Below are 19739 nucleotides of genomic sequence, written 5' to 3'. Positions count from 1 at the left end.
AGACATGAAGAACAAAAACAAGAGCAAAGATAAGTAGTTACTGAATCAGATTCAAACGATCATCTGAGGCAACAAAGCAAGCACCAGAACAAAGCAAATCCTGAAGCATTGCACTATCAAGATGAACGTCAAACCCAGATTATTAGACTCCATTTAGGAGACCAATCATCCAAAGATCTTCCCTTAGGCAAGTAAAGGAAGATCTATCCAGAAGCACAAACCCTGAACTCTGAAACTACTTTTACAAATCCAATACACGCAACCATGACTCAATTGCTGAGCGCCTATGACTAACTGCATCTGAACAGGAACTCAAACCACAAAAAAGCTCGCCATTGCTGGCGAGCAAAAAACTAACAATCGTGAATAAGGACCATTCAAAGCCCCCCAAGAGCAACAGAGCTAGCGCATCCGAAGAAGCAGATGGATCAGAAGCGGAAGGTCACACCGCCACTTGCTCTCCAGTCAGCAGACTTACTGAACCAAACCTTGGCGCCTCCTTTGGCATACAGCATCCAAGACGATGATTCGCCTCCAAAGATCGCGTAATCAACGCCTCCTTCTAACAACACTCCGTTTTCCATCTCTTGATTGGATGGAATCTTGGCCGTTGTTGGATTCTCTGCATTAGCCCTTTGATATGACACATCGCCATTGTTGGTGTTCCAATCAGCAAGCCAAGCAACACGCAATGACGGCGTCAACAGATTGCCGTTGTCATAGGGAATCGGCCATGAAAACTTGGATCCAAGCGCTGTTTGCAGAAAATGATCGGAATAAGACTTGACCTTTAATGCCAACGCGTCATACCGGCCTGATTCCGTATAGGACGCATCGTTGTTGCCGTTCCACGTTGCCGTTAACTGTGGGTCAACAATCACTCCGACCCACAGCACAGGAGCACCAACACGCACGGCGCCAACATAAGAGGTGGTGTTCTTTGTGGCCGTGTACGTTTCATCGATCACACCGCCAAGCAAAACCTGGCGTTTGTTTTCACCTGAAAAAGATGTAGCTCCAAAAAGGCCTTGAACATAGAACCCTTTATCCACGTAAGAAGCCGTTAGGCCTCCGCCCCAGCCCGATGGATTCCAAGAACCATTGCCTGTGAACTCACCAGCAAACTGATTCAGCGAGATGCTTCCGTAGTGCCCAAAAACACCAACTTGAACCTTATCGGCAACCGGTGCATCCACACCAACAACAACGCCACCATGCGTTGAGTAGAAGTCGTTATACACATCGGGGTAATAAATACCATTCTTCTCAAGCCCACCGGTACTAAACGGTGACATGCTTCCTGCAAATCCTTTCACCCAGGCACGCATCCCACCATTGAGATAAATACTTCTTGGATCTTGATCCTCCACATAATTAATCCCTCCGATCTCTAACGCATCAGTGGATTGACTCGCTGATGCAATCACCGTCTTATCAAGATAATCAGAAGCCTGGGCATCATCCACCTCTCCATCCTTCATCCACAGCCCACGCACAGGCTCACGAGTAGGAACAACCTCTTCCTCTGTTTCGACTTCGTCGATCTCAACAACAACCTCCTCTTCTACTTCCATCAAATAACGCGTTGGTAATTGCTCTAAAATCGTGTCTGCAAGATCATTACTGAAGGCTTGCGTAGCCAAACCTCCTGCTGCAATCACATTACGTGGAATAAGAAGTGCACTGACAAGCTCACCCAACCTGGCTTGGCGCTCTGATTTACTTAAACCTCTAAGTCTTGAAAGAATTCCAGCATCGATGTCTGAAGGGGTTTCATCAAGGATGTCTATAAAATCGTCAATATTTCCGGGGCCAGACTCTTCACAATTGCCCGAGAAATCTTCTCCTGCGTAGAACTGAACTTTATAACCATTATCGCTTCCAGCTGCTGTTGTGTAATGCAACTGTTCACTATTCTGGTAATAAAAAAGACCATTACTCGAATTCAGCTTGGGGTCTTTTAATACGTATGTCGCGTTACTAGGTATATTCGCAGGACTGGTGTAATAAGCAGGGTCAGCAAGAAATGCGTAGGACCCGTATTTTGAAGCCAAAGAAGGAGAGTCTCCATTTGGAGCCCAAGGGGTATTCACAAAGCCCCTAGCTGCTTCAGCCTCTCCCCAAGATGCTTAAGACGCAGGCGTCACAGTGTAGGAAGTAATCAAATAACAATTAGCCCCTACCTCAGCCTTAATCGGCTCAGGCAGGTGCTCAGTACCGAGCTCTGTCGGATTCGCAATTGAAGATAACGGAACACCCAACAACAGAACAAAAGCCCCAACAAAAGAAGTTAAGGATTCAAAAAAGACACTTTCTGGACTGGAGGAACTGCTCATCAGACTGTGGAACTAATCTAAATATTTTAATTTAAAAAGCAAACTCTGCAGAAAATTGCGGCTTTTTTCTCAAAACAGCAACCTTTCAACCATTACCGATTAAAAAAAGCTGATGAGATAAATACATCCTATTCCTATTTTAATCATTACTAGCCCCAGGTATCGTTTCCCAATTGGTGTGCGTTGCCCAGAGGCCCCAAATCGCCATCGCCCGCAGGTAATGGCAGGCCCGAAAGGTGTTCACGGCCGTGATCGCTTCTGGGGTGCGGAATTGCAAGCCCCCCGAATACACCTGGGTCACCACCGCTGAACAAATCGCTTCTGCGGTTTTGCCCTCTCCCATCAAGCGGTAATAGCTGGCGATTCCAAAGTTGATCCCCGTCCACACCTCCAAGGGGTGCGTCCCATTCGGATCCAGGGGTGTGCCATCACGGCGCAAACCATTGGCCACCCCGAGCGTTCCGCCAGCAAAGTTGTCGAAGCAGGCTTCCTTCACCGCCTTCAAGGTGCTGCGGCTGTTGGCCTCACTCACCACCGGCGGTAACTCCAGCAAGCGCGCATAAAAATCACCGCAAAGCTGATCGGCCATCACCACCGGCGTGCCGCTTTCAGCATCGATGTCGTAGTACTCACCGTTCCAAAGCAGCGCATCAAAATTCGCGCGTGATTGCTCCAGCCAGCCACTGAAGGTGTGCTGCTCATCGCCGGTCTCCAATCCCAGCTCCAGCTGCAGCCGTTGGGCCATCGCCAAGGCCGCTTCCAAGGCCGCGATCCAAAGCGCACCGCAGTAGGCACTTACCCCTTTGAGCGGCCAATCATCAAAGGTTTGATCCGGCGCACCGCCGTTATCGGGCAGGCCATCGGCATTCACATCAAATTGCTTGAGGTAATGCAACGCCTGCACCGCCGCAGGCCAGCACTCCGCCAGAAAGCTCAGGTCTTCTCCGGTGGGCGCCAATTTGAACGTGCGCCACACCTGCAAGACGTAATCGCTGGCGAGATCTTTCCAGAGATTGCAGTCTTGATAGGCGGTGTAGTTGGTGGCATCAAACGGCACCTCATTCGGTGCTCCCAAATCGTGAGGCGTAGCACCTTTCACCTTGCGGTCTGCTTCCACTCGGCCGCGGCCCTGGGTGAAATACCAACCGATCGGCCGTTGGGTGGCATCTGCCGCAGGGATGGCCCTAGCAAAGCTGCGAATCACCGCCTTATCCAGCTCCGGCCAGAGCTGCAACAGCGCAAAGGAGCCGTACAAACGCACATCAAGGCTTTCGTACCAGGCGTAATCGAGGCACTCGAGCACCCCAAAGCGGCCATAGGGATCCTTGGAGCTGGCGGCCGTCCAGAGGCTGCCGCCACTGGCGAGGTCATAGAGCTCGTTGAACAGCGCCATGCGCAGCTCCTCAGGAAGCTCCTTGCGCGCCAACACCGGCGCTTGCCAGGCTTCGATTTGCTCGTGCCAAGACGTCCAATCGCGCAGTGCTTCTGCCGCAATCGCCGCCGCATGGCAGCCATCAGCGCCATAAAAGTCGGTGTAGCGGCGCAGGTCGCGCACCCCGGTCGCAAAGCTCGTGACTGGCAGATCCCAGCTGATCGCCACCGGAATCTCTCGGGTTTCACCCGGCGCCAGGGTGAATTTCACGGCGATCGCCGCACTGGCGTGCTCACCCTTACGGCTGGTGCGATCGTTGTTGCTATCGGGGATCACCCCACCCGCGGCAAAGGGCTGCCAGAGCTCAGCGCCATCACCACTGGGATCCCAGCGGCTGCAGCGCATCAGCTCCACCCCTTCCAACGTGTCTGGTAGAGCCAGACACCACTGACCTTCCCCTTCCGCCACCGGCGTGGAGCGCTTGCCATCGAGCAGCACCCCGCTCAGGCCATCGCCATCGATCCAGCGGTTGCTCTGGCCATCGCCTGCTCCAATCGCTGGGGCGTAGTTGTGCTCGGGGCTGCCGTCATCACGGAAGTGCACCTCTGCCGAGGAATCGGTGTTGGTAAACCAGCCCACCGTGTTGCGCCAACTCAGCAGCAACGACAGATCTAAGGGCTTGTTGGTGGGGTTGCTGAGCGTCCAGCGGAACACCGCCACCGGATAACTGCTGCGTTGGTAATCACCCGGAAGGATCGGGCTGAACGCCTCGCAGCTCACCTCAGCGCGAAACACCCCGGCGTAGTGATTCCAACTCAGGGGATAGCGAGCGGCATAGGTACCGGTGCTGGTCTCCTCCGTGCTGGCGGGATACCACTGCCAGCTGCTCAGAGGCTTGCCTGACTCCGGCCTGGAGTCATCACGCGTTGGCTCTGTGGCCAAGGCATGCACGCGCACCTGATCGCCTTGCTGTTCCCAAAGCGCGAATTGGCAATCGGGAATGCTGCCGTACCAATGCTCACCGCCATCAAGGTTCCAAAGGTTGAAATCACCACGGGAGCTGCGGCCGATACAACCGGCACCAAAACCACCCAGGGGCATGCCATGCCAGGGGCCATCGTCGAGGTTGCTGGCGTAGCGCACCGTGAACGGGGACTGCCAGCCCAAGCCAAACGAACGGCTCCAGCTGGCCTCTGGTGGTTGCCAGCCCTTCCCTGATGAGCCGCGGCTCAGCCGTGAACGCAATGCGGACAGTCCGAGCGGTGCCATGCAGAGGCCGAAAGTTGACCCAGATTGCCAGAGCTGGCCAGAAGAGCCAGGGCCTTGCTAGGAGCAAGACGACTGAGCCCTTCCCCCATACAGCCTTTAAACGCTCACCGGCAGCCAAGTCCAGCCCCTTGTGCCGTTGGCGCTGCCCTGATGGAAAACGCGTGAGAACCCAGTGAGAGTTGGCAATTTAAGGGAATTGCAATCGCTGGCTTGCATCCCCTTTCTAGGCATCCTCGCCAGCCTGCAGCTGATCGACCCCAGCGTGGCCAATATCGCCTTGGTGAAAGCCAGCGATGCCTTGCAGATGCATGGCGCTGTGTTGGCCCTCGGCGCCAGCGTGTCGACCCTGGCCCAAGCCGCATCGGTGCTGGTGATGGGCTTTTTCGGCGACCGTTTTGGCCGGCGCAGGGTGCTGGCGGCCTCGCTGCTGCTCGCGGTGGTGGGGAATCTGCTGTCAATGCTGTCGGGCGAGGCGGGCCTCTTCCTGCTCGGCCGTGCCCTCACCGGCATCGCCCTCGGCTCGGTGCTCACCAGCACCTTTGCCAGCGTGCGCTTCGTGACACCCGCCGCTGGCGTGAGCGCCGCCCTGGGCCTCTGGAACCTGCTGATCGTGGTGGGCTTCATCAGCGGCTCCCTGATCGGTGGCTGGATGGCCACCATCAATTGGCGCCTGTCTTTTTTGCTGGTGCCGATCATTTGCAGCGCCAGCCTGCTGCTCTTACCAGCACTGCTGCCAGCGATTCCAGGCAATCGCGCCCTCAAGCCCGACCTCCCTGGCCTGGCGAGCATCGCGATCGCCATGGTGCTGTTTTTATTTGGCATCAACCACGCCGCTTTAGGGCTGCGCAGCCCCAGCTTCTGGCTGCCGGCCTGCAGCGGACTGCTGTTGTTTGTGCTGCACATCAGCCTTGAGCGGCGCAGCCGCAAACCGATGTTTCCGCCGCGGCTGTACCTGCGCGGGTTCTTTGCTGCAGCCGTGATCAATGGGATCGGCTGGAATGTGGCCCAAGCGGTGGTGCAGCTGCAAACCAGCAACTTCTGGCAGCTGGTGCAGGGATACAGCACCAGTGCGGTGGCCTTCGCTCAGCTGCCCTTCCTGATCTGTTTTGGCGTGGCGGGGATCTACGCCGGGCGCTGGATGGGTCCTGGCCGGCGCACCTTGATGTTGATGGCGGGCGGCAGCCTGGCGCTGGTGCTCGGCCTGGCCCTATTCGCGATCGTGCAAGTGCAAACGCCCTACTGGCAGCTGCTGCCGGCCCTGATGCTGGCCGGCCTCGGCCTGGCCTTTGTGGCGGTGCCGCAATCCGCCTTGTTTGTGCAGGAAGCACCAGAGGATTGCTTTGGATCGGTGCTGGCCTTTCGCACCACCAGCGGCCAGCTGGGCTTTGCCTTTGGGCTCGCCGCCAGCGGCACGATGATCAGCGGCTTTGGCTTCCATGATCTGCACAGCCGCATGCAGGCCGCAGGCCTGGGCTTGGAGCATCTGCCCCAACGCGATGAGCAGATTCGTTTGTTTTTGCGCAATAGCCCGATCTCGCTTGAGGGATCGGCGTCTCAGCAGCTTCTCAATCTTCTGCGGGAGGCCTACACCCAGGGGCTAGCGGGAACGATGCTGGTTGTGGCAGTGCTCACGGGGCTGCTGTTTGCGATCAGCTTGCTGCTGTTGATCATTGGCCGCGAGCAACAACTGCTCCATCAAGAAGGTTCCTGAGCGATGCCGTCTTCCGCATCAAGCAGGGCATCGAGCGTGACCGCTGTACGCACCAAAGCTTGATAGCGCTGCAACACCCGTCGATTTCGCTCCAGCCAGCGGGCGGCATCGGCTGGCGTATCTCGGCTGCCCCCACTCACCAAGCCGGAGGGATTATCCACATCCATCAGCTCTAAATCACCCTGTTGGGCCAGGAGAGCCAACAGGATGTCGTGGAGGCGTTGCCGGCGCTCCTTGATCCCATTGGTGCACATTTCAACCACACCGCTCTCGCTGTGGCCATCTTGAAGGGATGGAGGTCATATCCCTCCGCGCACTCACCCTTTTCATGCTTGTTTCCAAACGAAGCAAGGTGCTGACAGCTCTGCTGGCGCTCTGCAGCGGCCTTGGTGCTCCAGCGGTATTTGCCGAGGAGCTTTACGTGCTCGACACCACCTGCAGCACCCCAACCTCCCCCAACTTTTCTTGCCAAGTGAAGGCCATTGATGTGGATGATTCCACGGAATATCGCCATCGATTTGGCTCACGCACGGTGAGTTACCGCGTGATTGAAGATCCCTACGTCCGCATCGAAGGACAGGCCTCTCCAGGCGCACCGTGGACATCAGTGAAAAGCGCCTCGATCAATTTCAAAACAGAGGAGCTTTGCTTCAACAGCAAGGCGTTTTGCGTGAACAATCCCACCTTTCTGGCCGATGTGCTGACCCAAGGCGGGGATGCCATTCAAGGCCGCACCCGCCTCGGCTTGGCCTTTGCCGGCAACGGCCGTGTGGATGTGTCTTGCTTTGACAACGGCTGCGATCGCCTCATGGAGGCCATTCAAAAATGACAAACAAAGTCCAAAAGACAGGCCTGGCAGGAGCGATCGGCGTTTTGCTGATGCTGCAACCAGCAGCCGCCCTCTCCGCCTTTGAGGCGACACCAACTTCTGCCACAACAACGTCTGCCACAGAAGAGCTGCTGATCAGCCAACGCGGCGGACGCGGCGGGGGCGGCTCGAGAGGCGGCGGAGGATCCAGGGGAGGGGGATCACGCAGCAGCTCTCGCAGCAGTGGTTCGCGCTCCAGCAGTCGCTCCAGCAGTGGCCGCACCGGATTTAGTTCCTACAGCGGCAGCCGCCAAGGGAGCCGGCAGTCCACCCGCAGCAACCGCCAAAGCACGCGCAGCAGCACGAGCAGCAACCGGCAAAGCGCGCGCAGCGGCACCCGTGATACGCGCCAAACCAGCCGGACCGACAACCGGGGAACGCGCCAAAACTCGCGCAGCAGCAACGTTGATTCCCGTCAGCAGGGACGCACCAGCCGCACGGATCAACGCCAAAGCGGCCGCAATGATCGGGTGAACAACCGCTCCAACACCCGCCGCGATGCCGTGAACAACTGGGATCGCTACGGCAACGGTTGGTACAGCGGATCGAGCTGGTCGAACAATCGCCCCTGGAACAACGGCTGGTATGGCGGGTCCTATTACAACAATTGGCGTTGGTATCCCGGCCAAGCAGCCGCCTGGGGTCTTGCTGGCATGGCCACCTTTGGCACCATCAACAGGCTGGTGAATTCAGCTCAAACCAGTCAAGTGAGCTACATCGAAGTCCCCAACTCCGATTACTCCCTCTATTACCCCAGCGTGACGGCCACTGGGGATGTGGTGAGTTTTGAAGCCGACAACGGTTACGACACGCTGCGCTTCAACGCCAACTGCCGCGATGGCACCCTCAACGGCGGAGCACCGCTCAATGCCAATGAGGCCCAATTGCTCAATGCAGCCTGTCAGGTGGCCTTCGGTCAGTAACCGGTCCGCCATAGAGACACCTCCGGCTCAGCTGAGCAACTCCTGCAGGCGTTGCTCAGCCTCCGGATCTAAGACAACAGGCTCCGCTTGATACGCCCTGCCCTTGGCAATGCGAGCCGCAATCGCCTCGCGCGCAGAGTCCCAACCCCCAATTTTAAGAGCGCTGTAAATCCGCTGCAGCGTATTCAGCGGTGACTGCACCAAGTCGTCGTAAGCGATCTCCACCAGCTGCCCCTTGGGGATCAAATGCCGCGAGCGAGCAAAGGCCTCTTGCAATTGGTCATGGGCCGCCGCTGTTTCCTTCACTTGTCGCAGGCTGGATGGAGGCTCTTGCAGGCCTACCAATTGAGCTAACCGCTGCTTGACCTGCGCAAGCGAACGAATCGAATCGATCGGCCACCGGTACAGATAGACAAACCGGGCCCGCGGAAACAGACGCAGTAGCAAAACAACCCGTGCGGTGTGCGCAGAATTTTTGATCACCAGGTGGTTTTTACCAGCTCCCTCATGCAACCAGGTAAGGCGAGTGAAATGAAGCAACGTCTGCTCAAACTCGGGCGTGCTGTTGAGCACAGCGCGGCGGAAATGCGTTGGGTAATGCTGAGGAAAAGCAATGCCCGCCATGTTGGTGTCCATGGTGAGCCGGGCCAACCCCACCTCGTCTTCCTGGGGATCCTCTGCTCCCCAGGGCACAGCATCGATGGGGCGATGCTGTGTCATCCCCCACTTCAACAGGGGCTTGAGCAGCGGTTTCAGCACCAAGGCAGCCTGCGGCGCAATGGTGAAGTGGTTGCGAGCGGTGGCTGCAGCTGGATCAGCCGCCAACAGCTGGTGCAGATAGGTGGTGCCGCTGCGCCAGTGACCAATCACCACCACTGGGTTATCAGGGCAGGCGCAAGCCTGAATCCTGCGCCCATAGATCAGGGCTTGCAGCCAGGCAAACGGCTCGACCGCCAAGCCGCTGGCCGTAAGCAACAACGCAACGGGAAAACGCCTTGGGGACACGGATCCATGCCTTAACCCAGCAAGCAGCGTGGTGGGGCGAATGCATCCCCCAGCGACCAGCACATCGAAAAGGCGAGACACAGACATCACAAACCTAGAAACCCGCAGCCCGCAGGGACAGAACGAAGGCTCATTTCGAAACCGCAATGGTCCCCAACAAAGTACTTAGGGAGTCTTATTGCCATTTTTAGCGAAAACTATGCATAATTTGCACACCATTGCGTGAGGAGCCAAGCATGTTGCAGACGCCAAGCGCAATAACCAACCAATATTCTGTCCCTCCCGGCTCATCGCAAAGCATTAGTTGGAGTACCAAATTTAACTCCGCCAGCGAATTAGCCGCTGTGCTCTTAAGGCTTGGCAAACAATTTGATGTTTTACAGCTGTCTACCGGTCAACTTCAAGGCCACTTCGCTGTTGTTCACCTCAATGATCTCAGCATTTTTAGTATTGAAACCAATCAGCTGCTCTTACTCAACGGCGAACGCGGACAAGATTGCATCACGTTTAGTTTAGAAACGAGTGGGAACCATTCTGATCACAAAGTTTACTGCCAATCCATTGAATCCCATTCCCTACATGGATTCAAACTAGATCTCAACGAAAGCCATTTCCAATTAACAGCAAGCTCAACAACTGTTATCGCCATCACCTCAGCCAAAAAATTCTGTAGATTTCTTGAATGCTGCGGAGCGTTTGAATTACGGGATAGTCTCTATACCAGCAATTCATTACAGCTAAATCCAGCACATTATTCTGCAATTGCAAACAATCTTTGCTGGCATTTAAACAACCCATCTAACAACCCAGAATTGCGTTCACTGCATACAGGAGAGATCTTCGCGCTGATGCTGGAAGCGCTTTCAAGCAGAAACAATCAATCCTTCAAGGCATTCGAACTAGCACCACGCCAACAACTGGTTTGCAAATTGATCAGTTGGGGATTCGATAACAGCACAAACCCGCTCAAGCTTGATGATGTCAGCAATATTCTCTTTAGCTCAAGGCGCACTCTCATACAAGGTTGCAAAGAAAACTTCCAAATGGGACCAATGGAGCTGCTTCGCTTAATCCGCCTCGAGGAAGTGAATCACTTCCTCAGATCCAAAGAGTTACGAAGAGAACTAAAGCTAAATAAGGTAGGAGAAATTGCAAGTCATTTTGGCTTCTCAAGCCGAGGACATTTTTCAGCTTCCTATCAAAATCAATTTGGCGAATCACCAAGGCAAACACTTTCGAAAGCAAACATGATCCATACGATGTAGACGAAAATGAATCCAAGAAAGACGAATCCCTACCCCTTCAAGACACACACTCCCGCGATGCACCAAAATCATTGATGCAGAAAAACTCGCTTACAACAAGGAGGTCTAAGTAACGATCGTGTCTGCCAGCAGCATCAGCTCATCTCATCTTGGAACCTTCTCACAACTATCAAATGGTGATCGGACTGATCAGCACATAACAACTGGATTTCACTCTGCGAGCGAACTGAAGCAGCTGTTCATGCTGGTCGGAAAATCCTTTGACGTGGTTCAGGTCAGCAGAGGCGCACTGCATGGACAGTTCAGCTTGACAGGCCTAGGCAGTATGGTCCTGCTAGAAATCCGCACCAATCAGCGCCTACTCCTGAATGGAGATAGAGGACCCGATTGCATGAGTTTTTGTTTTGAAGCCACAGGACTGGCCGATGAGCACCTGATGTTCAACAAACCGATTGCGCCCTATTCCCTCAATGGGTTTCGCCAAGGGCAGAAAGAATCTCATTTCCAACTCACAGCGAATACAACCACTTATCTCATCATTCTCTCTATCAGCCGTTTCAATGCTTTCATTTCTTACTGTGAACGAGAAGATCTAATTGAACAACTCGAAGCCAGCAATGCATTGCAGATCACCCCTAGGATGCATGCACATTTTCGAAAAATATGTCAGAGGCTTCTCGTTAAACCAGCGTTAACATCAGAAAAAAACGGCAAATAACAAATCATCTCTACGCAGAATTAGTAAAGTCTATTAGCGATAAGCCCAACATTTCTTATTTGCCTCACGCACCATCTCCCCGACAGATCCTCATCAAAGAATTTGTCAATTTGGCCTTCGAAAACGCTCATGTTGGAAGCAATCTTGATCAAATCAGCGAATCGCTGTTTGCATCAAGACGAACCCTGATCCAAGGTGCAAAAGAAGCATTCGGAATGGGGCCGATGGAAATGATGAAACATATACGCCTCGAGCGAGTGAATTGGATCCTGCGATCAACGGAAGCACGGGAAGACGAAAGGTTTAAAACCATCAGCCAAGTTGCCCAGCATTACGGATTCCAGAGCCGCGGACATTTCGCCAAGGCCTACCAAAAGCTGTTTGCAGAAACTCCAAGCGAGACCTGGCTGAAGTCAACGAATCGCTGATCGTTGCCAAAGATCCCATCCGTGCAAATTTGAGTTCCCAAGCAGAGACAAAGGCTGAACCAACTATTAACAAGTGATGGTCAGCCAACGCACGACTGGTTTCTCATCCATGGGCAACAATCCACACGTCGACGGTTCAATCCTGCCGTTCCCTGCCAAGCCGTCGGGCAGCAAAGCCGGAACGACGATGCAGGAGTCGACATACAGTCCGCTACCCGAACCCCAAAGGCTGCCAGACGATGCACCCAATATTCTTGTGGTGCTGATTGATGATGCAGGTCCGGCACTGCCGGAGTGCCTTGGCGGCGATATCCATACGCCCACCTTGCAGAACGTGAAAGACGGTGGCGTGGGCTTCAATCGCTTCCACACCACAGCGATGTGTTCACCAACGCGCTCCTCACTGCTCAGCGGTCGCAACCACACCTTCGTGGGCAATGGCCAGATCTGTGAATTCGCGAACGACTGGGACGGTTATTCAGGACGAATTCCTGAAAGTTGTGCACTCCAGGCCGACGTACTACGCAATTACGGCTACTCAACCGGTGCATGGGGCAAGTGGCACAACACACCCACCAACCAAACCACGGCTGCAGGTCCCTTTGAGAACTGGCCAACGGGGCTGGGATTCGAATATTTCTACGGATTCCTGGCAGGAGAGGCCTCTCAATACGAGCCGCATCTGGTGCGCAACACCACAGTGGTGTTGCCACCGAAAACGCCAGCGGAGGGTTATCACATCAGTGAAGACCTCGCCGATGACGCCATCAACTGGCTTCAAACCCACAAAGCCCTGAGTCCTGACAAGCCCTTCTACATGTACTGGGCTTCAGGAGCCCTGCATGGCCCTCACCACGTGAACAAGGAATGGGCTGATAAGTACAAAGGCAAGTTTGATGAGGGCTGGGACGCCTACCGCGAGCGTGCCTTCAAGAACGCCAAAGCCAAAGGCTGGATTCCAGAGAACGCCCAACTCACACCACGCCATCCCAGGATGGCAGCCTGGGATTCCATTCCCGAGCACCAGAAGCCCTTTCAGTCGCGTTTGATGGAAGTGCTGGCAGGCTTTGCCGAACACACGGATCATCAGGTTGGCCGCATTGTCTCTGAAATTGAACGGCTCGGGTACGAAGAAAACACCCTGGTTGTTTACATCTGGGGCGATAACGGCTCATCGGGCGAGGGCCAGGACGGCACGATCTCTGAGCTGCTCGCTCAAAACTCCATTGCCACAGAGATCGATGAGCACATCAAAGTGCTCGACGATTTAGGCGGGCTGGATGCGCTTGGCTCCCCGCTGGTGGACAACATGTATCACGCAGGCTGGGCCTGGGCTGGCAGTACGCCTTATCAAGGCATGAAGCTGATGGCCTCCTACCTCGGTGGCACTCGCAATCCGATGGCGATCAAGTGGCCAAAGGGCATCAAGCCAGATCCCAAACCTCGGTCGCAGTTCCACCACTGCAACGATCTCGTGCCAACGATCTACGAGCTGGTAGGAATCACTCCACCCAAGGTGGTGAATGGCGTTGAACAAGACCCGATTCACGGCACCAGCTTTGCCTATGCCTTCAATGCGCCGGATGCACCGGGTGCACTCAAAACCCAATTCTTCGACATCATGGGCTCTCGATCCATCTACCACAATGGCTGGATGGCTGGAGCCGTGGGGCCACGCCTGCCTTGGGTGAAGGGCGTCGACCCCGACATCCTCACCTGGTCACCAGACACCGACGTCTGGGAGCTCTACAACCTCGACGAGGATTTCAGTCAGAGCAAGAATGTTGCCAATGAGCATCCAGAAAAACTGCAGATGCTCAAGAATCTGTTCCTGGTGGAATCGGCGAAATACAAAAACATGCCGATTGGTGGTGGTCTCTGGACCGTCATCTTCCACCCCGAACTGAAGGTGGCCCCGGAAGCAACATCCTGGGAGTTGCCTGGCACCATTACCCGCATTCCTGAGACCTGTGCTCCACGTCTTGGTTGCCTAAACAACAAAGTCACGATCGACATGGACATTCCAGAGAATGCCAGTGGAGTGCTTTACAAACTTGGTGCCAATTCAGGTGGTCTCACCCTGTTCATGGATCAAGGGATCCTCACCTACGAGTACAACCTATTCATCATTGAACGCACCAAGCTGCGCTCTGATCAGCCACTACCCGCTGGCAGACACAAGCTGGAGGTGGTGACCGAACACACCGACGACAATCCAAGAGGTCCACTAGCGATCAAAGTGTCCCTTAATGGCACACAACTGATGAAAGGCATTGTGCCAAGAGTGGCAGCGCTGCTGTTCACTGCTAATGACTGCCTGGATGTTGGTCAAGCGCTCGGGTCTCCAGTTTCCCTGGATTACCACGAGCGGGCACCATTTAAATTCAACGGAACGATTCACACCATGCACGTGGAGTATCTCGAATAGAGAAACCAAGCCAACACAAATGCAGCATGTCTTTGAGCAGATCTATTTAAGAGGTCTGCTCTTTTTCTTTGAGTTCCAAACTCAGAAAGTAATTCAGGAATGTACGCACCAACGCTACTGCTCCAAGCTGAATCAAAGCAGAAGCTTCACGGCTAATGGTGGTCTGCACCACATCAGCACCAAGCTGAAATTCAAGAGCCAAAGCAATCCATCCGCCAAATGTCAAGCGGGCGGAAGTTAAGGGCCCTCGTTGCAGAAGTCGAGGTGGAATCGCTCTAAGCCGGAGTGGACCAGCAGGGCTAAAAACTGCAACCAAGCCAACGGCTACCGATAGCACCGAAAGGATCTCAAGCAACAAGCGCAATCCCTCCGCAGTGTGTGTCAGAACATGCTCAACCCATTCCATCCGTCATCCGCGTAAGGTCTCAAACAATTGTGATCTCAAAACATGAAAATAAACAAACCATTTGCAGCAACCTGCAGAATTCGGCACAAACGGGATCATTGATTAAGGCCCGAATTGGAAATGGTTTCTAATCTTGGAATAGAGGTAAATGATGTCAGCAGAGATGTCCAATACCAGCACGGAATTGGCCAAAACACGCAACCGAGCTGCCGCAGAGCGCACCACCCTGGCTTGGATCCGCACGGCCCTCGCACTGATCAGTTTCGGATTCGGGCTGGACAAGATCATCAGTGCGATCCGGGATGCAGGAGGCAACGGAAATGCAAGTCAAGACATTGGCGTGCAACTGATGTCGATGGGATTCATCGCAGTCGGGATCTTCACATTGCTGATTGCCATGCGCCAACACAAACGTGAACTCATTCGGCTACGCAGCGACCCCTACCTCTACCGAGATGAGCCTTCTCTTTCAATTGCCACAGCAACAGCTGTTTTGGTAATCGGAGTCTTGGCATTTCTATTGCTGCTTTCCGGATTGATCTGAGCCAGTCACCATTCCCCGTTTACCAAAACATCTTCCCCTATTCCGATGTCACTCCTGATTTCACTGGTCCTCTTTTTCATCATGGTGTCACTGGGCCTCAACCTGCCCAGTCTGCAATTCGGGCTTCTCAAGCGCAGGCCTGCTTTGCTCATTCGCGTGTTGCTTGCCACCTGCGTTGCCATGCCACTCGCAGCACTTCTGCTATTGCAATCTCCTCTGGGAGATGGTCTTTCGCCTGCGATCAAAATGGCAGTGATGCTGATGGCAATCTGCCCAAGCGCTCCCATGATTGCCTTGAAGAGCAGAAAACTAGCGGAGAACCCTGAATTAGCAACAAGGCTGCAATTTTGGACAGCTTGCGCAGCCATCATCAGCGTCCCGCTTTGGGTCAGTCAGCTGCCAAGCGAAGCAGGTGAAACCGTGTGGAATATCCCAAGTCAAGACGTTGCCTTCCAGATCTTGACCGTGCAGTTGATTCCACTCCTGGTGGGAGTGTCACTCCGACGATGGCGTAGTGAGTGGGCCGAACGCTGGAATTCACTGATTCAAAAAATAGCAACTGCGCTGTTATTAGCCCTCTTGGTCTTAATCCTGATTGTGGCTTTACCACAAGCAGCGCCGATGCTGATCGGCAACCTCAAAGGTGCCTTATTGATGCTGATCCTCACCTGGATCGCACTCGCTCTAGGGTTTACGATTGCCGGAGAAGACAGCGTCGAGCGCAGCACTATTCCGCTGGTTCTTTCCATGCGTAATCCAGGCCTGGCGTTGTTGATCGTTCAACAGATGGCTCCCGGCGCGATGGACATCAAGGCTGCTGTCGTTGGCTACGTCGTGATCACAGCAATCGGATCTGCACCCTTCATGAAATGGCGCAAAAAAACCACATCACAGGCTTAATGCGTCGAAAACAACGAAATCACACCCATGCAAAACGATCCAATCAATGAAACCCCGCTCAAGTTAAAGCCCCGTAGAGAATCCGACTTGAGCGCTTTACTTATTTCCGCTGCGATCGGCTATTTTATCACACTTACAGCATCATTATTTGCAGGCTTAGTCATAAGCTGCCTTTTGCTAATTTTGCTGAGCAGACTGAGAAATCGCTTGCATCAACCTTTGCTCTGGTGGTCTGGGATCGGACTCTGCAGCGGAAGTTTCCTAGGAACAGCATCATCAATGGTGAACAATATTCAACAACATGGGGCTGCACCAGCGAATACGGCCTTAGAACGCTTTCTCTTTATTGTTGTCTTAGGCATCACTGGCTTTTTTTCAGGCTCTCGGGTCGGCATCAATCCTGATGCTGTTGAAGGACGATCGATCGGAGAATTATTGCGCACGCTCAGTGGAACATTTACCGGTGTCTTCGGTGTCTTAGTTGGCATCGCCTTTGTATTGGGCGGCCTAGAAGAAGCACGAACGCTCTCAAGCCGGCTCACCGCCTCACTCACCATCATCGTTCTTGGCTTATTAGGCCCTGGATGGATCAGTCACCAGCTCAGAATCTATCAACGCAATCACTCGCATTAAGCCAATCAACACACCAAAAAGGAAACACCACTGCTAGGCAATCAGTGATCCATTCAATCAAGAGTTCACGACCTCAAGCTGATCGGATCAGGATCTGCATCCAGCCAACTCTTGCCATCTCGGCACGACACCAAAGGCGTTAAACGGATGGTGAGGGGGCGCCCCTCTGCAACGTCGACACGCAAACCGCTGTAGCCATCGCGTCCCCCTGCATCAGTCGAGTTTCGCCCAATAAACAGCTCGCTCGTTGCCACCACCCTGGTCTTTCCATCCACTGTTTGTTCCGTAATCTCAGCACCTTCCCGTCGCTGAGCTCGCAATCCATAGCCGCTGCCGCCGCAAATCACCCAGTTGATGTGGCTGTCTGCATGTCCCGTGTCATGGGTGCGAAGCACCTCTAGGCAATGGGCGTGCCCACTCAGCACAAGATCAACGGGTTTGGCCGATCCGAGATCCTCACCTAGAGCCCTCACAACAGCATCGAAAACAGCGCGCAATTGCCTGCGAATCGCATGCGTATCGGCCTGGTTGCATTTTGTTTTCTCGGTGACATAGGCCGGGTGATGCATCGTCAAAATCCTGCCCCTCACTTCTGGATCGCGATGGGATGTGATTAACCCCTCCTTGAGCCATTCCAGTTGCTCATGATCAACTAGCGCTGCTTGATTGATCTGATTGAGTTGCTTAATTTGACGTTGAAGATCGAAGCATTCCTCCTGGAGCGTTTCCAACGCATCAAACAGTTCATCTCGGTGGGTTTCATCGAGGTTGCTACTCGCCAATGTTTTGTAGAGAGTGGTTCGACGTTCTTCAAGACTGCGCAAATCTCCTCGCAAGTTGCGAAGATTATTCGTTGGTTTTTCGGGCGACATCAGGGTGTTCGAATCGATCGCAAACACATCAACACCAGCCTGTCGGAAACGAAAATAACGATTGGGGAGACGCGTGTTCACACCAGGCCGGTATCGCAAACATCGCTGTCCATCCCAAACAGCGTCGTAATGCAACTCGAGATGGTTCGTCAGCCGGGCTGGGGGGATTTGATTCAGAACATCCAAAAACACGCGGGCATAGGCCTCACCCTGGCGAGAGCCGCGCCAGCCGGCATCGACATCATCAAACCATTGCAAATAGCGGCGCAACGGAAGGGTCAGCCCCGCGAGCAAGGCAACAGGCCATGAAAGGTCGTAGTAATCGTGGTTACCAGGAACTGGCAAAAATGGCTGATTAAAGACCAAGCCTTCAGGGCTCATGCTTTTCCAAGCGTTGCCCTGATCAAGCCATTCCCGGTAGGGCCTTAAAAAGTTGGCGCGGTACTGATCCAAAGCGCCAACCAGATAAACCACATCTCCGGTGTGCAGCAGAAAAGCTGCATCCGCTTTATGCGGTAGCAGTCGTTCAGCAATCCGACGGGGAGGACTCTGGAAGCGATGACGACCAGTACCACTATCGCCAAGAACCAAAAAGTAAAAGGCATCGTCGCTACCAGGGTTGTCATTCCCCTGGTCAATCACGAGTCGGGTCTGATCAATCCCTTGGCGAATCAGCTCTGGATGCTTCCAGCGCACGCGCGCGGCCATCTTGCTGATCTTCCGCTGGATGCTGGGATCACTGGCGAAGTTCAAGATTTCAAGGGGATTGGAGCAACCACCTGCAGGGCTCCAGGATTCACACTCAAAGTAATACTTTTCGCATCGAGAACCTCACCATCGATCACCAATTTCTGAACATCATCCAGTTCAATTTGTAGTTCTTTGGTTCGAAAACAAGCAATATTGTTGTTGTGATTGGCGCTACTGCTCATGATCGCTGACCAAGCAAGACTTGAGAGCACCGAAAGCCCACTGATGCGGTCCTTCGGAGAAGCAACGATCACCTCGAGCAATCCATCGTCTGGAATCACCTCTCCAAAACCCTGGGCCATCACGGATGTGGCCGGAGCGGCATTGGCCATCGTGATCGCGCTGGCATCAAGCCTGTAGTCCTTTCCATCAATCTGCATCGTGGCGTGGAAAGGTTGCTGATCCACCAGCTGCCGGGCACCTGAAAAAATGTAGGCCATGGGTCCGAGAATGTTCTTTAATTCACGGCTCGCTTTATCCACCATTCCTGCCTCAAAGCCGAGGCCAGCTAACAAAATCATCGGTCGGTTATTGCACAGAGCAACATCAACCCGACGCAGGTTGCCAAGGAGCAAATTGGTGCAAGCGGCCTTCAATCCCGTAGGAATTCCCAGCGCAACCGAAAAGGCATTGGCGGTGCCACGGGGAATGATGCCAAGGGGAATATTGCTGTTTTGAAGGGCACTAGCAACGGCACCAACCGTGCCATCGCCGCCCGAGGCAATGATGATCGAATCTCCCTCCCCTTCAGCATCAAAGGCATTGATCTCCTTGATCAAGTCTTTGGCTTGTTCGGCGGGGTCTCGATCGGGTCGCGTCTTCCAAATCTGCAGCATGAACTGAGGCTCAAGATAAGAGCGAATTTCGGCCAGCTCCGCTTCAGGATCTCCTTGACCGGAGACGGGATTAAAAATCAGATACCCCCTGCGGCTTCTTTTCACGCCCTGCATCAACGCCGATGCCGTGGCTGGATTCAGGGCAACCGGCAGGTCTTGGAGCAGTGCTGCACGAACCAACGGCTCAGACAGCACATCCCTGCCTTGACGTTGAGGTGGAGAGGGGAAGTGAATGAGACCACTGATCTCACCGTTGAGGATCGTGGCGGCCATCGCAATGTCTCCGCCTTGGCGAATCGCCCGAGCCTGAACGATCGAGAGGCCCTGCAAGGGATAGCGCTTCGCGAGCTCCTGCAGCACGTCTTCTGCGATCAAGAGTGAAAACCCAGATAGCAGTTGGGTGTTGTTGATGATCCACGTCCCAAGGGCTGGGCAGACGTCTAAATCAGCGTTCAGGACAAGGGTTGAGGGCATG

Annotated in this window: 16 protein-coding genes and 1 pseudogene; 10 read left to right on the top strand and 7 right to left on the bottom strand. The window is 54.1% G+C overall.

Annotation, left to right across the window (positions count from 1 at the left end; translation table 11 throughout):
- Positions 1-428: 428 nt before the first annotated feature.
- Together SynMVIR181_RS04065 and SynMVIR181_RS04060 are read right to left on the bottom strand one after the other, a co-directional pair.
- Positions 429-2054, bottom strand: coding sequence for an autotransporter outer membrane beta-barrel domain-containing protein (locus tag SynMVIR181_RS04065; RefSeq protein WP_222929425.1), 1626 nt, complete (start codon positions 2052-2054; stop codon positions 429-431).
- A 421-nt stretch (positions 2055-2475) separates the two neighbouring features.
- A complete protein-coding gene (locus tag SynMVIR181_RS04060) occupies positions 2476-4977 on the bottom strand; it encodes a GH116 family glycosyl hydrolase (protein WP_186590075.1) in 2502 nt (833 codons plus the stop codon).
- A 196-nt stretch (positions 4978-5173) separates the two neighbouring features.
- On the opposite strand from SynMVIR181_RS04060, the gene SynMVIR181_RS04055 reads away from it, so the two are divergent.
- Positions 5174-6688 (top strand): MFS transporter, encoded by a 1515-nt coding sequence (locus SynMVIR181_RS04055; protein ID WP_255444426.1) that lies wholly within the window; start codon positions 5174-5176, stop codon positions 6686-6688.
- Here SynMVIR181_RS04055 and SynMVIR181_RS04050 read toward each other — a convergent pair.
- On the bottom strand, positions 6673-6942 hold the full coding sequence (locus SynMVIR181_RS04050) for a hypothetical protein (protein ID WP_186590491.1): 270 nt from the start codon (positions 6940-6942) through the stop codon (positions 6673-6675). The two genes, SynMVIR181_RS04055 and SynMVIR181_RS04050, sit on opposite strands and share 16 nt — an antisense overlap.
- A gap of 38 nt (positions 6943-6980) precedes the next feature.
- Between SynMVIR181_RS04050 and SynMVIR181_RS04045 the strand changes: the two genes are divergently transcribed.
- Positions 6981-7517, top strand: coding sequence for a hypothetical protein (locus SynMVIR181_RS04045; protein WP_255444425.1), 537 nt, complete (start codon positions 6981-6983; stop codon positions 7515-7517).
- Positions 7514-8479 carry a hypothetical protein gene (locus tag SynMVIR181_RS04040; RefSeq protein WP_186590073.1) on the top strand — a complete coding sequence of 322 codons (966 nt, stop codon included), beginning with the start codon at positions 7514-7516 and terminating at the stop codon, positions 8477-8479. The genes SynMVIR181_RS04045 and SynMVIR181_RS04040 overlap by 4 nt, the downstream gene beginning before the upstream one ends.
- Positions 8480-8506: 27 nt before the next feature.
- Here the strand turns inward: SynMVIR181_RS04040 and SynMVIR181_RS04035 are convergent, their stop codons facing one another.
- The gene (locus SynMVIR181_RS04035) at positions 8507-9571 is read right to left on the bottom strand and encodes a sulfotransferase (protein ID WP_186590072.1); all 1065 of its coding nucleotides are present in this window, start codon (positions 9569-9571) and stop codon (positions 8507-8509) included.
- A gap of 149 nt (positions 9572-9720) precedes the next feature.
- On the opposite strand from SynMVIR181_RS04035, the gene SynMVIR181_RS04030 reads away from it, so the two are divergent.
- The 4 genes from SynMVIR181_RS04030 to SynMVIR181_RS04015 all read left to right on the top strand — a co-directional run bounded on the left by SynMVIR181_RS04030 (position 9721) and on the right by SynMVIR181_RS04015 (position 14323).
- Positions 9721-10749 (top strand): helix-turn-helix domain-containing protein, encoded by a 1029-nt coding sequence (locus tag SynMVIR181_RS04030; protein WP_186590071.1) that lies wholly within the window; start codon positions 9721-9723, stop codon positions 10747-10749.
- 118 nt (positions 10750-10867) lie between these two features.
- Entirely contained in the window at positions 10868-11467 is a 600-nt protein-coding gene (locus tag SynMVIR181_RS04025) for a hypothetical protein (protein WP_186590070.1), read from the top strand.
- Between the two features lie 110 nt (positions 11468-11577).
- Complete coding sequence (locus tag SynMVIR181_RS04020; RefSeq protein ID WP_186590069.1) at positions 11578-11895, top strand: helix-turn-helix transcriptional regulator; 318 nt, start codon at positions 11578-11580, stop codon at positions 11893-11895.
- Between the two features lie 76 nt (positions 11896-11971).
- Positions 11972-14323, top strand: a complete 2352-nt coding sequence (locus SynMVIR181_RS04015; RefSeq protein ID WP_255444423.1) for an arylsulfatase — start codon at positions 11972-11974, stop codon at positions 14321-14323.
- Between the two features lie 46 nt (positions 14324-14369).
- Here SynMVIR181_RS04015 and SynMVIR181_RS04010 read toward each other — a convergent pair whose 3' ends face one another.
- Positions 14370-14729 (bottom strand): DUF1622 domain-containing protein, encoded by a 360-nt coding sequence (locus SynMVIR181_RS04010; RefSeq protein ID WP_186590067.1) that lies wholly within the window; start codon positions 14727-14729, stop codon positions 14370-14372.
- A gap of 151 nt (positions 14730-14880) precedes the next feature.
- Here SynMVIR181_RS04010 and SynMVIR181_RS04005 point away from each other — a divergent pair, with 151 nt between their 5' ends.
- The 3 genes and pseudogenes from SynMVIR181_RS04005 to SynMVIR181_RS03995 all read left to right on the top strand — a co-directional run bounded on the left by SynMVIR181_RS04005 (position 14881) and on the right by SynMVIR181_RS03995 (position 16806).
- The gene (locus SynMVIR181_RS04005) at positions 14881-15273 is read left to right on the top strand and encodes a YidH family protein (protein ID WP_255444422.1); all 393 of its coding nucleotides are present in this window, start codon (positions 14881-14883) and stop codon (positions 15271-15273) included.
- A 12-nt stretch (positions 15274-15285) separates the two neighbouring features.
- Positions 15286-16173: pseudogene (locus SynMVIR181_RS04000) on the top strand (bile acid:sodium symporter family protein); the annotation flags it as partial.
- Positions 16174-16380: 207 nt separating this feature from the next.
- Positions 16381-16806 carry a hypothetical protein gene (locus tag SynMVIR181_RS03995; RefSeq protein ID WP_186590064.1) on the top strand — a complete coding sequence of 142 codons (426 nt, stop codon included), beginning with the start codon at positions 16381-16383 and terminating at the stop codon, positions 16804-16806.
- Positions 16807-16871: 65 nt separating this feature from the next.
- On the opposite strand, the gene SynMVIR181_RS03990 is transcribed toward SynMVIR181_RS03995, so the two are convergent.
- The gene (locus SynMVIR181_RS03990; RefSeq protein ID WP_255444421.1) at positions 16872-18431 is read right to left on the bottom strand and encodes a metallophosphoesterase; all 1560 of its coding nucleotides are present in this window, start codon (positions 18429-18431) and stop codon (positions 16872-16874) included.
- Positions 18428-19738, bottom strand: a complete 1311-nt coding sequence (locus SynMVIR181_RS03985; RefSeq protein ID WP_186590063.1) for a diacylglycerol kinase family protein — start codon at positions 19736-19738, stop codon at positions 18428-18430. Before SynMVIR181_RS03985 ends, SynMVIR181_RS03990 begins: the two co-directional genes overlap by 4 nt.
- Position 19739 lies beyond the last annotated feature (1 nt).

Origin of the sequence: Synechococcus sp. MVIR-18-1 (genome assembly GCF_014279835.1) — a bacterium.
In the GTDB taxonomy this organism is placed as follows: domain Bacteria; phylum Cyanobacteriota; class Cyanobacteriia; order PCC-6307; family Cyanobiaceae; genus Synechococcus_C.
The sequence above is the reverse complement of the archived record's forward strand: the minus strand, read 5'-3'. Positions and strand labels throughout refer to the sequence as shown.

Coding starts and splice junctions, on each gene's coding strand:
- SynMVIR181_RS04005 (WP_255444422.1), top strand. CDS start 14,881: ATGTCAGCAGAGATGTCCAATACCAGCACGGAATTGGCCAAAACACGC.
- SynMVIR181_RS04030 (WP_186590071.1), top strand. CDS start 9,721: ATGTTGCAGACGCCAAGCGCAATAACCAACCAATATTCTGTCCCTCCC.
- SynMVIR181_RS03985 (WP_186590063.1), bottom strand. CDS start 19,738: ATGCCCTCAACCCTTGTCCTGAACGCTGATTTAGACGTCTGCCCAGCC.
- SynMVIR181_RS04015 (WP_255444423.1), top strand. CDS start 11,972: ATGGTCAGCCAACGCACGACTGGTTTCTCATCCATGGGCAACAATCCA.
- SynMVIR181_RS04045 (WP_255444425.1), top strand. CDS start 6,981: ATGGAGGTCATATCCCTCCGCGCACTCACCCTTTTCATGCTTGTTTCC.
- SynMVIR181_RS04035 (WP_186590072.1), bottom strand. CDS start 9,571: ATGTCTGTGTCTCGCCTTTTCGATGTGCTGGTCGCTGGGGGATGCATT.
- SynMVIR181_RS04040 (WP_186590073.1), top strand. CDS start 7,514: ATGACAAACAAAGTCCAAAAGACAGGCCTGGCAGGAGCGATCGGCGTT.
- SynMVIR181_RS04010 (WP_186590067.1), bottom strand. CDS start 14,729: ATGGAATGGGTTGAGCATGTTCTGACACACACTGCGGAGGGATTGCGC.
- SynMVIR181_RS04060 (WP_186590075.1), bottom strand. CDS start 4,977: ATGGCACCGCTCGGACTGTCCGCATTGCGTTCACGGCTGAGCCGCGGC.
- SynMVIR181_RS04050 (WP_186590491.1), bottom strand. CDS start 6,942: ATGTGCACCAATGGGATCAAGGAGCGCCGGCAACGCCTCCACGACATC.